At 38.2% G+C, this 15088-nt stretch carries 14 protein-coding genes; 10 read left to right on the top strand and 4 right to left on the bottom strand.

The window, feature by feature from the left end; translation table 11 throughout:
- Window positions 1–197 precede the first annotated feature (197 nt).
- Window positions 198–857, top strand: coding sequence for an RNA ligase family protein (locus R3E32_29195; protein MEZ4888838.1), 660 nt, complete (start codon window positions 198–200; stop codon window positions 855–857).
- Window positions 793–1920 carry an AAA family ATPase gene (locus R3E32_29200; protein ID MEZ4888839.1) on the top strand — a complete coding sequence of 376 codons (1128 nt, stop codon included), beginning with the start codon at window positions 793–795 and terminating at the stop codon, window positions 1918–1920. Before R3E32_29195 ends, R3E32_29200 begins: the two co-directional genes overlap by 65 nt.
- A 15-nt stretch (window positions 1921–1935) precedes the next feature.
- Here R3E32_29200 and R3E32_29205 read toward each other — a convergent pair whose 3' ends face one another.
- From R3E32_29205 to R3E32_29220, 4 genes are all read right to left on the bottom strand, one after another.
- Window positions 1936–4644, bottom strand: a complete 2709-nt coding sequence (locus R3E32_29205; GenBank protein MEZ4888840.1) for a gliding motility-associated C-terminal domain-containing protein — start codon at window positions 4642–4644, stop codon at window positions 1936–1938.
- A 133-nt stretch (window positions 4645–4777) separates the two neighbouring features.
- Window positions 4778–5821, bottom strand: a complete 1044-nt coding sequence (pseI, locus tag R3E32_29210; GenBank protein MEZ4888841.1) for a pseudaminic acid synthase — start codon at window positions 5819–5821, stop codon at window positions 4778–4780.
- Between the two features lie 24 nt (window positions 5822–5845).
- Window positions 5846–6586, bottom strand: coding sequence for a WbqC family protein (locus R3E32_29215; protein ID MEZ4888842.1), 741 nt, complete (start codon window positions 6584–6586; stop codon window positions 5846–5848).
- Between the two features lie 56 nt (window positions 6587–6642).
- Window positions 6643–7575: a sulfotransferase gene (locus R3E32_29220; GenBank protein ID MEZ4888843.1), complete on the bottom strand. Its 933-nt coding sequence runs from the start codon at window positions 7573–7575 to the stop codon at window positions 6643–6645.
- 124 nt (window positions 7576–7699) lie between these two features.
- Between R3E32_29220 and R3E32_29225 the strand changes: the two genes are divergently transcribed.
- From R3E32_29225 to R3E32_29260, 8 genes are all read left to right on the top strand, one after another.
- Entirely contained in the window at window positions 7700–8023 is a 324-nt protein-coding gene (locus tag R3E32_29225) for a hypothetical protein (protein ID MEZ4888844.1), read from the top strand.
- A 20-nt stretch (window positions 8024–8043) separates the two neighbouring features.
- A complete protein-coding gene (locus tag R3E32_29230; protein ID MEZ4888845.1) occupies window positions 8044–8808 on the top strand; it encodes a prolipoprotein diacylglyceryl transferase in 765 nt (254 codons plus the stop codon).
- On the top strand, window positions 8780–10174 hold the full coding sequence (locus tag R3E32_29235) for a radical SAM protein (protein ID MEZ4888846.1): 1395 nt from the start codon (window positions 8780–8782) through the stop codon (window positions 10172–10174). The genes R3E32_29230 and R3E32_29235 overlap by 29 nt, the downstream gene beginning before the upstream one ends.
- A complete protein-coding gene (locus R3E32_29240; GenBank protein MEZ4888847.1) occupies window positions 10171–10374 on the top strand; it encodes a hypothetical protein in 204 nt (67 codons plus the stop codon). Before R3E32_29235 ends, R3E32_29240 begins: the two co-directional genes overlap by 4 nt.
- Window positions 10375–10735: 361 nt before the next feature.
- A complete protein-coding gene (locus R3E32_29245; GenBank protein ID MEZ4888848.1) occupies window positions 10736–11356 on the top strand; it encodes a hypothetical protein in 621 nt (206 codons plus the stop codon).
- A 69-nt stretch (window positions 11357–11425) separates the two neighbouring features.
- Window positions 11426–12592, top strand: coding sequence for a THUMP domain-containing protein (locus R3E32_29250; GenBank protein MEZ4888849.1), 1167 nt, complete (start codon window positions 11426–11428; stop codon window positions 12590–12592).
- Between the two features lie 161 nt (window positions 12593–12753).
- Window positions 12754–14040, top strand: coding sequence for an ATP-binding protein (locus R3E32_29255; GenBank protein ID MEZ4888850.1), 1287 nt, complete (start codon window positions 12754–12756; stop codon window positions 14038–14040).
- Window positions 14021–15073 (top strand): hypothetical protein, encoded by a 1053-nt coding sequence (locus R3E32_29260; GenBank protein MEZ4888851.1) that lies wholly within the window; start codon window positions 14021–14023, stop codon window positions 15071–15073. The genes R3E32_29255 and R3E32_29260 overlap by 20 nt, the downstream gene beginning before the upstream one ends.
- Window positions 15074–15088 lie beyond the last annotated feature (15 nt).

Raw genomic sequence — 15088 nt, forward strand, 5'->3', positions numbered from 1 at the left:
GATGCAAGATGCAAGATGCAAGATGCAAGATGTAACCTACGTTTCGGTAACTTTTTTACAAGAAGATAAAAATCAAGTAAATAAAAAATTATTTTTATTTCAATTGGTAAATTTTTAATTATTATTAAATTTGGTTTTCAATACTCTATAAAATATGACCGAAATGTAGGATGTAAAACACCAAAACTTCAAAAGTTATGCAAAGCCGAAAATACAGCCGAACCTATCACTTCCCCTTCTCCAAAGGTACAACCTCTGACGACCGAATCCAGGCAGATTGGGAAGCTATTTTGCAGCACGAAATCACCATCACCGAAAAACTCGACGGCGAAAATACCTGCTTGAAAGCCACAGGAATCTATGCCCGTTCTCATGCAGCACCCACCCGCAATCCGTGGGCAAAAAACATGAACGAAATTTGGAGTCGAACCCATCGAGATTTGGGAGAATTGGAGTTTTTTGGTGAAAATCTTTATGGCGTTCACAGCATTGAATACACCAATTTAAAACACTACTTTTACGTCTTTGCCATTCGAGAAGGGGATAAATGGTTGTCGTGGAAAGACGTTTGTTTTTACGCTGGCATGTTGGATTTACCCACTGTTCCTGTCCTTCAAACGGGACATTTTACAGTTGATTCCCTTCAATCTGCCATTGCAGAAGGGATGGCGAAAGGGAGTGCATTGGGAGGTGAATGTGAAGGATTTGTTTGCAGAAATGCAGCCGCTTTTGGAGTTGAAGAATTTAGTAAAAATGTATTGAAGTATGTCCGAAAAAATCATGTTAAGACTGATGAACATTGGACCCGCAACTGGCGCAGGGCAAAGTTATGGCATGAGCAGCCTACTGCAAAATGAGCAATTTCAGTGGGAAGTTTTGGAGGAATTTGAGTGGATTCAAGCAATGAAAAATTGTCCTCAAGAACCTGCTTTTCATGCGGAGGGCGATGTGTATGTGCATACGAAGATGGTCGTTGAAGAATTACTGCAATTGAAGGAATATCAACAACTTCAAGCAGATGCAAAAAAAATATTGCTATTTTCAGCCTTGCTCCACGATGTCGCAAAACCTGTTTGTACGGTCGTTGAAAATGGTATCATCACTTCACCCAAACATGCCAAAGTAGGCGAAAAAATCGCTCGGCAATTGTTGTGGGATAGCGACTTTGAAGTGCGGGAACAGATTTGTGCTTTGGTGTGCTTGCATGGTTTACCCCTTTGGAGTTTGGACAAAAATTTTCCGAACAAGTCGGTCATTGCAGCGAGTTTGAGAGTGCCGAATGAATGGATTTACCTCTTATCAAAAGCCGATGTTTTGGGTAGAATTTGCAGCGACCAAGCCGATTTGTTGTACCGATTGGAGTTGTTCAAAGAATTGTGCATTGAAAATGAATGTTTTACAAAACCCAAAACCTTCTTCAATACCCATAGCCGTCTGCAATATTTTCAATCCGATAGCGACTACATTGCTGATTTACACGATGAAACCCAATTTGAAGTCATTTTGATGGCAGGCATTGCAGGAAGCGGCAAGGACACTTATATCAAAAAACATAGCAAAGGTTTGCCTATCATTAGTTTGGACCAAATTCGCCAAGAGCTGAACATACGTTTTTCTGACAAAAACGGACAGGGTAAAGTCGTGCAACACGCCTACGAATTGGCGAAAGAATATTGTCGCAAAAAACAACCGTTTATTTGGAACAGCACGAATCTAAGCCTCCGAATCCGTGAAAAATTGATTGGGATGTTGCTGGTTTACAAGCCCAAAATCAAAATCGTTTATGTCGAAACCAGCCTCGGTAACATCTACTCTAGACGCAAAACCCAAATCAAAGCGAATAGCATGACTTCCATGCTTCGGGTGTTGGATATGCCGCAATTGACGGAGGTGCATGAGGTGGAGGTGGTGATTAGTTGAAGGATAATGGCTTTTTTACCTGATTAAGGTAAAATTTCCTTTCTTGAAAATTGCATTTTCTTTGCTGTCGATAGCTTCAAGATAATAGACATAAACTCCGATATCTTGTTTTTGGAACTTATAGTTTCCATCCCAATATTCGGTGGAATTGTTCGTTGTAAAAACACTTTTGCCAAAGCGATTGTAAATGGTGAATTCTATGATTTGAATGTCAGGAGTATGCCAAACCTTCATAAAATCATTGACACCGTCTTCATTGGGGGAAAAGGCGGTTGGAACTACTATTTTAGTGAGATTGTCAGGATTCTGTTCTTCTATACTACAATCTTCTGTTATTACCAAAATAGAATCAACTGCTGAAGCCAATACAGAATTACATGAATTGGATACGGTCACCTTGTAAGTTCCTGCCTCTGTGATATTCAAAAAACTTTCTGTGCTTCCATTTGACCACAAATAGCTATTGAAGTTTTCTTCTATTTGCAAAGTCACAGTTGAATCTTGGCAGAGGGTAAGCACGTCTGCACCTAAATCAAGTATAGGCGTTTCAGCTACAAAGTCATTTACCTCTATCATTTCAACTCCTTTACACCCATTAGAATCTGTGATAGTAACTGCATAAGTTCCTGATTGATTTGCATTAAAAGTCGGATTGGTTGAGCCATCTTGCCATAAATAGCTATCAAAAGTTTGGTTTTCAAAACCCAATTCAATGGTTTCGCCTTGACATAGATTGATAGGGGAAGGGATGTTGATTATTGGGTTTGGGCTTACGAAAATTTTTGTGCTTGCTGTGGCAGTGCATCCATTGGAGTCTGTTACAGTAACTGCATAAGCTCCTGATTGACTTGCATTGAAAGTCGGATTGGTTGAGCTATTTTGCCATAAATAGTTATCAAAAGTTTGGTTTTCAAAACCCAATTCAATAGTTTCGCCTTGGCATAGATTGATAGGGGAAGGGATGTTGATTATTGGATTTGGGCTTACGAAAATTTCTGTGCTTGCTGTGGCGTTACATCCATTGGAGTCTGTTACAGTAACTGCATAAGCTCCTGATTGACTTGCATTGAAAGTTGGATTCGTTGAGCCATCTTGCCATAAATAGCTATCAAAAGTTTGGTTCTCGAAACCCAATTCTATTGTTTCGCCTTGACATAGATTGATAGGGGAAGGGATGTTGATTATTGGATTTGGGCTTACGAAAATTTTTGTGCTTGCTGTGGCAGTGCATTCATTGAAGTCTGAAATCGTGACTTGGTAAATCGTTGTTATAGAAGGGGAGGCAATTGGATTAACACTATTGGCATTATCCAATCCCTCAGTTGGACTCCAAACATAAAACTGCCCTCCGCTTGCTGTTAGTGTTGTGTTTTCCCCTTCACAAATTGTTGTGTTTTCGCTTATTGTAGGAATGATATTGCAGCAAATTTCGGTTTCTATAAATTCGATGTCGTTTACTGTTGTGAAAACAGAAATAATATCAACATCTGCATTGTTTATCTGCAAAGAGGTTTCTGTATTATTCATAGGGCAAGGAGTTTCAAAAAGATTTACTTCTTTATTATGACAATCAAAATCTGTATTAAAATCATCTTGCACAATGTGTATATCTTTACCTCCTTGACCATAGGATTCTGTCCAAAAAGGCAAGATAAAGCCACTGTTTCCTAAAGGGATTATTCCATTAGAAGGTGCCCAGTAGGGTCTATCATCCTCCTCACCTCCATAAACCTTGTTATTCAAAGCAATGCCGCTTTCATTGATTTGAATAACTTCTGTATCTATTCCATCATTGACAATCGTATTTTCAAAGTAACTGCTTAAAAGATATGTACCACCCGCAGCACTTACCACACTAATACCTTTATCTTCTAAACCATCTCCATACGTATAGCTCCAATTGGTTGTGCCATCCATATTGATTTTCAATGCTACATTGTTATAGTTGGCATTACAGGACAAAGTGTGTCCATAGAGAATGTAACCATTATTAGCAGCAACAATTCCATCTACATGGTCGTTATTCGACCCGTCTATACTTCTACTCCATAATGTGTTTCCATCTTGATTTACTTTTAGAATCAAGATGCCAAAACCATTTGATAAACTTGTTTCTATACCTCCAATTAAAAGGGCATTATCATCGGTAAATAAAAAATCAAACCCAGCTTCATCTAATTGATTGCCATAAGTTTTTGCCCAAATCAAATCACCGTTTGAAGTGATTTTGATAAGAATTAAATCTCTTAAACCTGCTCCGAAACTTTGGGTATCGCCTAAGAGAAAATAATCACCGCTGGAATTTTGAAGTATACTAAATCCTCTTTCTGCATTTCCTCCTCCAATAGACTTAGCCCAAGTTAGATTGCCATTTACATCTGTTTTTACTACAAAAAAATTGCCCCTTGTTTCACCGACACTCGCAAAACCACCATCTATTGTTTGAATTGTAGAACGTGCAAAATCATTAAAAGGAGTTGCATAAGTTTTTGACCATTCAATAGTGCCATTCATATCAATTTTCATCATCAGTAAATCCAAATCCGCTGCACCTCCGCTTGTTCCATTTGAATAACCGCTTACAAGATAACCAGTTGATAAAGATAGAATAGAATTAGATACGTCTTCTCCAGCTAAACCATACACTTTCTGAAAACTTTGAGCAGATAATGAAAGCTCTGTACAGAATAATAAGCAAACAACCGTAAATAGTTTTGAAGTCATTTTTTATTGCATTATACTTTTGGGAAATAATACAATGATAATACGAAAATTTTAATTATCAAAAATATTTTAAATGTTCTGATAATTAAAACTTAAAAAGACTTCATGTTCGATTTTAAACTTTACTTATGTATTAACCTTGTACCAATTCCCAACTCAAAGCCGTTGCAGCATCCACATCCTCTGTCACCTTTTTACCCAAAACTTGCTCTAAATATTGCGGATGCAAACCATACGCAGGTCTAACCGAACGCACATTGTCAAGCGTAAAGACATCCCCTTTTTTCATATCTTGACTGATGTAAAGCGAACGGGCGGAAACTTTTGCACGTTTGCTTTTTTCGGGCAGAAAATAGTCCTTTTGCCCCAATGCCTTTTCCACATTGCGGATGCTGTCCACCATTTCTTTAAATTCGGTGGCATCCAGCGAAAAAGCCGAGTCGACACCTCCCAAATTGCGGTCTAAAATAAAGTGTTTTTCTACGATTCTTGCGCCCAAAGCCACTGCCGTTATTGGTACAATCGTCCCCAGAGTGTGGTCAGAAAGTCCGACAATAGTGTTGTATTTTGAGGCTAAGAAAGGAATGTTTTGAAGGTGAGCATCCTCCAAAGGAGTCGGATAGGCAGATGTGCATTTTAAGAGCGCAATTTGATGATTTCCAACACTATGACAAGCTGCAATTGCGAGTTCAATGTCTGAAAGGTCGGCTATTCCTGTGGACATAATGACGGGTTTCCCTTTTGAAGCAACGTATTTGATAAGCGGAATATCGGTGATTTCGAAGGAGGCAATTTTATAGGCGGGCACATTCATTTTTTCCAAAAAATCTACCGATGTTGGGTCAAAAGGAGAGCTGAAACAGTGCATTCCCAAGTCGTTTGCCAATTGCTTCAATTTAGGCTGCCATTCCCAGGGTGTGTAAGCAACCTTGTATAAGTCATGCAATTTTTGACCTGCCCAAAGGCTATCTGCTCGTGTTTTGAAGTCGGGTTTTTCACTGTCCAAAGTGATGGTATCAGCCGTATAGGTTTGCAGCTTGACCGCATCCGCACCTGCTTCTTTCATGGCATAAACTGTTTTTACTGCCAAGTCAAAATCTTGGTTGTGATTGCCCGAAAGTTCTGCAATGATGTAGGTAGGGTGGTCTATGCCTATTTTTTTGTCTTTTATTTGCATTTTTTGTGTTGGTGTTTTGGGGTGTTAATGTTTTGGTGTGTTAATTCTCACTTCCTCATGTGTATAAAACAATTTCTGTCCGCTCCTCAAAATTTCTAAACCCTTTTCTGCCCCTTCATTGAAGAGCAAATCAACAATGGACATATACGGCAAAAAATCACCGTACAATTGAGAATAAGTTGGATGTTCAAAATGTTGGTAATAAAGCTGAATATTGTTTGCAGGGAATAAATTGTTTTCTTCAATGTAGTTGAACGAACCTACAGGAGAAAGGTATTCAGTTGCTCCCAGCTTTTCACAAATCTGAAAAAGTTTTTCCGCTTTCTGTCCTTCCGTGTTTAGGGTGGAAGACAAAAGGAAATTAGTTTTTATACCTAAAAAATCTGAAAAACAACGAATTAACTCTGTGTTTAATGGTAGGAGCGAAAGGCTATGTTTTTCGTATGTAGCTTTTAGGAGCGGAAACAAGACACCGAAAAAAGGAGCTTTTTGATAGTTTCTTTCGATGGAAATGAGGTGTTTTTTGAGCCATTTTGCAGTAGAATTGGTTTGAACATCTCGAATTTCTTGTTCAAATTTCTTTTTTTGAAGTACGGGAACGGTCAACATCAATTCGCCCGACGAGGTTTTGATGCGGTTTCGCTGCTGCCAACTTCTGTGGTCAAACTGTACATCATCCAAAAAAACAAACTGGTCGGTTCGGTCAATCAAATCAAAATAACCCATCCACGGTAGGTAAGTGGGCTGCATAATTGCTATTCTCATATCAGAATGAAAATTGAAATAAAAATCAAAATGAAAAATATTTTTCTGAGTAGGGTTTATGTTTTTAATGCTATTAAGTTGTCTTTCAATCGCTTCAAAACATCCTTCTCCAGTCTCAATACATTGGTATTCTTCAAAGAAGCGGGCAAATCACCTTCCCTTTTTTGAAGCGAATAGCCAGACAATTGCAGCAAAGATTCCACTTCTTGAAGATACTGCAAAGGCTGTTCACAAAAATGCTCATAAGGGATGGTCAATTTCCGCTTTGCAGAAAGTTCCTTCAAACAATCTTCAATGCGTTTGTGGGTATAATACATTTGCCCTGCAATTTGTTCTTCCACATTTTTGTCCTTCAACCAAGCATACTCTTTGGGTTTCACCGAAAACCAATCTTCTCTACTGTTTCCATATTTTTCCCTTCCCATCAACAAAGATTGAGCATTGAAAAGCGGTTCTCGCTCAATATGAATGAAAATAGAGGTCGGAAAAGCTTTGGCTAAAAAATCAATATTCAAACTCAAAGCAGCAGGGTTTTTGAACAACATCGGCACTTCAAAAACACTTTCCATTGCCGCTACTTCTTGCTGCAAAATCTTTATATCTTCGGCTGCAATCTGTTCTCCTTCAATTTGATGACTGTCTTTATACCGAAACCACCGCCTCCAAAAATAACCGAACTCATGTGGCCCTTCATACTCATTGGTAAAACCATAGTTGGAATCTATGCCAATATTTAGTTTTTGTTGCTTGTCCTTCAATGATTTCGCCAAAATACAACCCATATAGGGTGCTTCCCAAAACTTGGCGATGATGTTGTTCACATAGCCTATCTGAAAGGCTGATAAGAGTAACTGCGTCAAAACCGTAGTGCCAGAACGGGGTACACCAACGACAAAAATAACTGGCAGTTGTGGTGAGGCAAATTGCTGAATCTGTTCTTGTTCTGCAATCGCCAACGTTTTGTTCATTTCTTGAAGGATATCTTGCATCTATTCCTGTTTTTTAGCACAAGATACGCCTTTTGTCTGTGGACTTATATAAAAGGTCAGACTACAAAAATTTTGTGGCCTTGTTGTATTTTAATTGTAGGATTTTTTATTTACATTTGATACTATGAAAAAGAACGAATTATCTCAACTAAATTTCAAGGATTTCTTACCATTTTGCTACGAAGACCTTGAACCTCATCTAATCGCCGAACTCAATCGGTTAAGGGAAGAATTGATTGAGTTGCCTGAAGGAAGTACAGAGGAAATCATTCTATCGAAATTTGAAGAATCGGTCAATAAATTGAATGACATTGACGAGGATGAAAATATTGAGAGTACGATTGAAACTGAAGAACGAGAAGGACTTTGTGACGCTTTGTACAAAATGGGGGACATTGTTGGTTTGGATGCAGATACCGACTTTGTCGATAATTGGAGAGAATGGTAAGGTAAATCAGGCAATAAATTATGCTCACAATCCCCTTTGAACCCACCATCAACGGCTACCCAATCAATGTCCATTTCATTTTAGAATATGGGGCATTTTTCGTTGCCTTCCAATACTATGTCTTTTTGCGGAAGCGAAGTGAAGATGTCATTTCCTCCAACAATCGGCTGTCCATCATTTTGGGCGCAGTCGTTGGGGCATTGTTGGGTTCACGCATCATGGGTTTTCTCGAAAATCCACTGATTGCGCTTTCGATGGAAAATTTGATTCAATTGCTCAACACCAAAACCATCATGGGCGGCTTGTTTGGAGGTTTGCTTGGAGTCGAGGCTGCAAAGTGGGTGATTGGAGAAAAAGAACGCTCAGGAGATTTGTTCACCTTGCCAATTGTTCTCGGAATTTTCATCGGTCGAATCGGTTGTTTTTTGTCGGGTATCAAGGAGTTTACCTACGGAAAACCGACCTCGTTTTTTATGGGAATGGACTTAGGTGATGGAATCATGCGACATCCTACTTCACTATATGAGTTGTTCTTTTTAGTCGCATTGTTTTTCTTATTGAAGTGGCTAAAAAATCATGCAAAATTGGAGAAAGGGCATTTATTCCAAATTTTTATGCTATTTTACTTTGGATTTCGTTTTCTCATAGAGTTTCTCAAGCCCAATGTATTCTTTATCTTTGGATTGAGCAGCATACAATGGCTGTGCATTGTGTGCTTTGTTTATTACCACAAAACCCTCCTTAAATTCCTAAAAAATGCCTACTCGAAAATATACCTATTATGATTTCACCTTGAGCCTCTGCCCCGAATGTTTGAAGAGGGTAGATGCCAAAATCGTTTTTGAAGATGAGAACGTCTATATGCTCAAACGCTGCAAAGAGCATGGTGCATCTAAAGTGTTGATTGCAGACGATGTAGCATACTACAAAAACATCCGAAACTACAACAAACCTTCCGATATTCCGCACACCTTCAATACCAAAACACATTATGGCTGCCCCTACGATTGTGGTTTGTGTCCCGACCATGAGCAACATTCTTGTCTGACCATCGTGGAAGTGACCGACCGATGCAATTTGACCTGCCCGACTTGTTATGCAGGTTCTTCCCCTCATTATGGACGACACCGAACTTTAGACGAAATCAAGCAGATGTTGGATACCATTGTGGTGAATGAAAAAGAACCCGATGTGGTGCAAATCAGCGGGGGTGAACCAACGATACATCCTCAGTTTTTTGAAATATTGGACTATGCCAAAACATTGCCCATCAAACATTTGATGCTCAATACCAATGGGATAAAAATCGCCAAAGATTTCGATTTTGCGAAAAGATTGGCTTCTTATACTCCCGATTTTGAGATTTACCTTCAATTTGATTCCTTCCGAAAAGAAGTATTGGAAACCATTCGAGGCGCAAATCTAACGAGTATTCGAGAACAGGCTTTGGAGCATTTAAACGCCTTGAACTTGTCGACTACGCTGGTGGTGACACTTCAAAAAGGCTTGAACGATGATGAAATAGGCACCATCATTGAATTTGCCTTGAAGCAAAAATGTGTGCGTGGAGTGACATTGCAGCCGACACAAATTGCGGGAAGGCTCGAAAACTTCAATCGGCAAACGGATAGAATTACCCTCACAGAAGTCCGCCGAAAAATTTTGGAACAAACCACCATCTTCAATTCGGACGACATCATTCCCGTTCCCTGCAATCCCGATGCCTTGGCTATGGCGTATGCCCTCAAAATAGGTGGTGAGGTTTTTCCGTTGACAAGATACATCAATCCCAAAGACCTGCTCGACAACAGTAAGAATACGATTGTGTATGAACAGGATGAACAACTACACGGCAAAATGCTCAACTTGTTCAGTACGGGCAATTCGGTGGAAAATGCAAGCGAAAACCTACACTCGATTTTGTGTTGTTTGCCGCAAATTGATGCGCCTGCAATGAGCTATGATAACTTGTTTAGAATCATCATCATGCAGTTTATTGATGCCTATAATTTTGATGTGCGCTCTATCAAAAAATCCTGTGTGCATATCGTGAACAAAGACAACAAAATCATCCCTTTTGAAACGATGAACCTTTTTTATCGAGACAACAAAAGGGAATATTTAGAAGAACTTAAACAGATTTACAAATGATGTTACTCGAAATTGGCAATTCACTTGATTTTCTTATCGTTCTTTTCGCCATATTCTGGTTGATTCCAATCGTGATGTTGATTGTTGGTTTGACTCGCCTCAAAAGCAGACCTCAAAATGCTAAAATACTGCTGATTGTTTCGGGAATATGGTTGGTGGTCGGTTTGGGTTGTTGTGGGGGATTGATGGGAGGTTTCTGAGTCGGTTTTCTTTCTTTGTACAAAATATTAACAAATTATGTTGATACTTCTTTTTTCAATGGTTCGTAGTGTTTTTCTAATGAATTGATAATCAGATTATTAGAAAGTAAATTAATTTTTTGCAACTATCTGATAATCAAATCTCTGCGTCTCTCTGTCTCTGCGTTTAGTAAAAACTACCCGACCCATTGTTTTTTACTCGCCATTTTATTTTGGGGGACTCCGATTGTTATGTTAATTGTTGGATTAGCGAGTTGGGGTGAGAAGCCTCAAAAATCTAAGCAATTGATTATCGGAGCAGTAATATGGTTGGTGATTGGAATGGGGTATTGTGGACTAATCAATGTTTAATATGCTTATAATGAATAAAGTGATGATTTTTTCTCTTGTCTTATTCTTTTCACAGTGCAAGCAAGTAGCTTGCAATAAAGTGGATGAAACTGTTAAAAAAGAAAATAAGGTGAATTTAACGTATGAAGAATGGGTTAGGAAGGAATATGAAGAGCAAATGTCATCGGTAATGACATCTGATTCCCTTGATTTATTTGGTATTACAATAAAAACCTTACCAAATGATTTTTATACATATTCACATTTAAAGTACATTCGGTTTGATTGTCATCAACCTAACTGTTTGACGATCTTGTCGCCCAAAGTAAAAAATTTTACTAAACTCATTAGTCTAACTTTATCTAAAACTGCATTAAAAAATTTACCCAGTGAAATCGGAGAACTATCAAATCTCAAAAATTTGTTGGTTTTGGGAGGAGGGCAACTTGAGTCAATTCCTGAAGAAATTGGTCAGTTATCCAATTTAGAAACTCTTGATCTTTGGCGCAATAAATTAGTGTCTTTACCGAGTAGTATTAAAAATCTAACAAAATTGAAAGTTCTCAATATTGGTGAAAATAAGTTTAGTGATTCTGAAATAGATCAAATAAAACAAATGCTCCCTAATTGTCTAGTAAAGTTAGATAGATAAGCTGCAATCACTACGAACGGTACATTTTGTGTAAATTTGCATCCTTTTTTCACCAACTGATTCCAAACATTGAACCCAACACCAAAAACATTTGAATTAATCGCCAAAACCTTTCACGGTTTAGAAGAAACCCTTGCCCAAGAAATTAGGGATATAGGAGGAAAGGTCATCGCCGTTCAGACGAGAGCCGTACTCTTTGAAACCGACCTGAAAGGAATGTATCGAGCCAACCTCGAATTGCGAACGGCATTGCGGATTCTCAAACCCATTCATACTTTCAGAGCCTACAAAAACAATCAGTTGTATAGCCGAACACAGTTGGTCAATTGGTCAGACTACATGGATGTGGACGATACAATTGCGATAGATAGTGTGGTAAGTTCTCAGTATTTCAAACATTCTAAGTATGTGGCATTGAAGGTGAAAGATGCGATTGTGGACCAGTTTCGAGAAAAAACAGGAAGCCGACCTTCAGTAGATACTGATGAGCCGACTTTGCGGATGCATGTGTATATCAAGGAGCAGGAAGTGACTTTGTTGTTGGATGCTTCTGGGGATTCTCTACACAGAAGAGGCTACCGATTGGAGCAGAACGAAGCACCTCTCAACGAAGTTTTGGCAGCAGGTTTGGTGTTGCTGTCGGGTTGGAGAGGGGAAACGCCGTTTTTTGATCCAATGTGTGGTTCAGGAACGATACCGATTGAAGCACTGATGATTGCACGTCGAATTGCGCCTCAACTTCAAAGGGATTACTTTGGTTTTTTGACGTGGAAAGATTTTGATCAAGACTTGTGGGAGGGGGTTTTGAAGGAAGCTGAGGATAGAATCATTCCTTGCGACCAGCCTATTTTTGGGGCGGATATTTCGGAGAAAACCCTTGATATTGCGGTCAATAACATCGAAAGAGCAGGTTTAGAGGATGAGATTGAATTGTTGGTGGGAGATTTTTTTGAGCAATCAGCACCATTTGAAGAAGGTGGATGCATTATTATGAATCCTCCTTATGGTGAAAGATTGCAACCTGAGGATATTGAAGCTTTTTACAAAGAAATAGGCAATCAATTCAAGCATTCTTACACAGGTTGGGAAGCATGGGTTCTGAGCGGCAATATTCCTGCATTGAAGCGATTGGGTTTGAGAGCATCGAGGCGAATACCCTTGTTTAATGGGCCTTTAGAATGTCGCTTGTATCAGTTTCAAATGTACAAAGGAAGTAAGAAACGGGAAGAAGAGTGATTGTTTTGGTTGAGTAGGAAATTTATATTGGTAGGAAAATTGCTAGTATTATTTGAACACAACAAAATGAAGAAATGGCCTTGAACCCTCTATTTCAATTATTGAACAAAATTACCTCTCTTGGTATAAATAAAAAACAAAACAGGTATGTAAAAATAAAAATGAGAGTTTTAAATAGTGTTGCTATTTTTACAATTTTTATATCGCCACTTTATGCCTATTTACATTATTGCAATCACGATCATATCATAGCCATTGCATCGAATATCTTTATTACAATTACCGCACTATTTATTGTATTATTTCATTATTTGTACAAACACAAGTTGGCAGATGTAGTAGCTGCTACTGGATATACTTTGGGTTTTGTTGGTAGTTCTATTGGTGCAAGTTTGGGTTCACAGTTCGAATATTTCTTGATTTTAACAGGGCTGGCAAGTATTTTTTTATTCAAAAAATGGACTTATAAATGGCTATTTTTTAGCTTCAATTTTATTGCTTTTGTTTGCTTGAAGATATACTACCTACATCATTTTGAATATGATAGCTTATCACCACTTTTTGGCTTGTTAAATGGAATAGTTGCATTTATATTGGTTTATACAATTGTGTATTATGCAACAAATCAAAACAATGAATTAACAAATCAGCTTTTACAGTTGAACAATACCTTGGAAAATAAGGTGATAAAACGAACAAAAGAAATAGACCTAAAATCCAAGGCATTGGAAAGATCCAATGAAGAATTAAAACGATTTTCTTATGTTTCCGCACATGATTTGCGGGAGCCACTTTGCAATATATTGGGAATAGTTGAGGTTCTCAATGAAAATATTATCAAGCAACAACATGAAGACTTATTGGCTTATGTAAAGTTGATTAAGATGAGTGTTAGTCGAATGGATGTTGTCACCAAAGATATTGTTAACTATACAGGACTGGAGGACAAATTTGAAGTATGTTCTTATGTCGACTCCCAATTACTCGTTGAACAGATTGTATCTAATACACATTGGGTAGCCAATAGGGTAGATGTATTGGTGCTGGGCTTACCCAAGTTGTTGATCAATAAAAGGCTTTGTGAAATATTGTTTCAACAGTTAATAGACAATGCAATTCAATATTGTGATAAAGAAAAGGTTGAAATTGAAGTAGGGTACTTTCAAAAAGAAGGAATAGGTGAATTTTTCGTTAAAGACAATGGTCGAGGAATAGCCAAAGAACACCAAGAAAAAATATTTATGATGTTCAAACGTATTCATACAAACATCAATCAAAGTGCCTCTGGAGTTGGTTTGGCTATTTGCGAGAGAATTGTGACAGGTTATGGAGGGAAGATTTGGATTGAAAGTGAGTTGGGTGTCAGCTCTACTTTTTATTTTACCTTACCCACTGCTAACCTAACCATCGAACCAAGTTTATTAACCCATGCAGAAAATAATATTTAGAATAGTCGTTTTTTCATTGTTAGTTGCCTTGAGTGCCTGCAATTCAAAGCAAGATACATCCATACCGCATACCATTCACCGCAGTTTTTATTACTGGAAACAAAAGTTTCACCTCGAAAAAACCGATTTTTCAGCCATTGAAGATTTGAAGATACAAACGATGTACGTTCGTTTTTTTGATATTATTTGGCAACCTCCAATCGGAGCTATCCCCACTGCAATTGTCAATTTTGAATCCCAAGTGTCCGATTCCTTATCACTTATTCCCTGTATTTACATTGAAAACAAAGTCTTTCTGCAATTGAAGAAAAATGCTGATATAGATACGCTTGCCGAAAAAGCTGCTACAAAAGTAAAATCATTGCTGCAAAAATCGGGTAAAACGGTAATTGAAGAAATACAATTGGATTGTGATTGGACAAGTTCGACCAAACAAGCCTATTTTCATTTTTTGGCGCAATTCAAAAAACACTTCAACAAAAGCGTTCGGTTTTCTGCAACGATTCGCTTGCACCAAATCAAATATGCCCAAAAAACGGGTGTGCCGCCTGTCGACAAAGGGATGTTGATGTACTACAACATGGGAAAAATCAAAGAACCAAGTACTTCTAATTCTATTTTAGATAACAAGATTGGTCGGCAATATATTTCTTCAAAAACGGAGTATGAACTGCCTTTGGATGTGGCATTGCCGATTTTTGAATGGGGCGTGTGGTTTCAAAGGGACAAGTTTGCAGGGATTTTCAATGATTTGAATAAGGCAAAATTGAAGGAAATGGGAGATTTCAAGGAATTGAAAAAAGGAGTGTATATGCTTGAAAAAGACACGGTTGCAGGAAGCAGGTATTTGCGAAGAGGCGATGTGATTCGATTGGAAGGGATTGAAGTAGAAGCATTGAAGGAAGCAGCTGATATTTGCCGACAGGCGTTAAATTCACAAAACCTCAATGTGGCTTTTTACCATTGGGAAACGGATTTGATAGACCAACAAGGAATAGAATTGTTGGAGGAACTATATAAGCGATTTGAGTAAGGGAATGAAAATTCC

It is taken from the genome of Chitinophagales bacterium, from assembly GCA_041392475.1.
Lineage (GTDB): Bacteria > Bacteroidota > Bacteroidia > Chitinophagales > UBA2359 > JAUHXA01.

Bases quoted from the DNA above. Each gene is read 5' to 3' on its own strand.
- R3E32_29215 (MEZ4888842.1), bottom strand. From the start codon at position 6,586: ATGAGAATAGCAATTATGCAGCCCACTTACCTACCGTGGATGGGTTAT.
- R3E32_29195 (MEZ4888838.1), top strand. From the start codon at position 198: ATGCAAAGCCGAAAATACAGCCGAACCTATCACTTCCCCTTCTCCAAA.
- R3E32_29205 (MEZ4888840.1), bottom strand. From the start codon at position 4,644: ATGACTTCAAAACTATTTACGGTTGTTTGCTTATTATTCTGTACAGAG.
- R3E32_29235 (MEZ4888846.1), top strand. From the start codon at position 8,780: ATGCCTACTCGAAAATATACCTATTATGATTTCACCTTGAGCCTCTGC.
- R3E32_29200 (MEZ4888839.1), top strand. From the start codon at position 793: ATGAACATTGGACCCGCAACTGGCGCAGGGCAAAGTTATGGCATGAGC.
- R3E32_29245 (MEZ4888848.1), top strand. From the start codon at position 10,736: ATGAATAAAGTGATGATTTTTTCTCTTGTCTTATTCTTTTCACAGTGC.
- R3E32_29220 (MEZ4888843.1), bottom strand. From the start codon at position 7,575: ATGCAAGATATCCTTCAAGAAATGAACAAAACGTTGGCGATTGCAGAA.
- pseI (MEZ4888841.1), bottom strand. From the start codon at position 5,821: ATGCAAATAAAAGACAAAAAAATAGGCATAGACCACCCTACCTACATC.
- R3E32_29240 (MEZ4888847.1), top strand. From the start codon at position 10,171: ATGATGTTACTCGAAATTGGCAATTCACTTGATTTTCTTATCGTTCTT.
- R3E32_29260 (MEZ4888851.1), top strand. From the start codon at position 14,021: ATGCAGAAAATAATATTTAGAATAGTCGTTTTTTCATTGTTAGTTGCC.
- R3E32_29225 (MEZ4888844.1), top strand. From the start codon at position 7,700: ATGAAAAAGAACGAATTATCTCAACTAAATTTCAAGGATTTCTTACCA.
- R3E32_29255 (MEZ4888850.1), top strand. From the start codon at position 12,754: ATGAGAGTTTTAAATAGTGTTGCTATTTTTACAATTTTTATATCGCCA.
- R3E32_29230 (MEZ4888845.1), top strand. From the start codon at position 8,044: ATGCTCACAATCCCCTTTGAACCCACCATCAACGGCTACCCAATCAAT.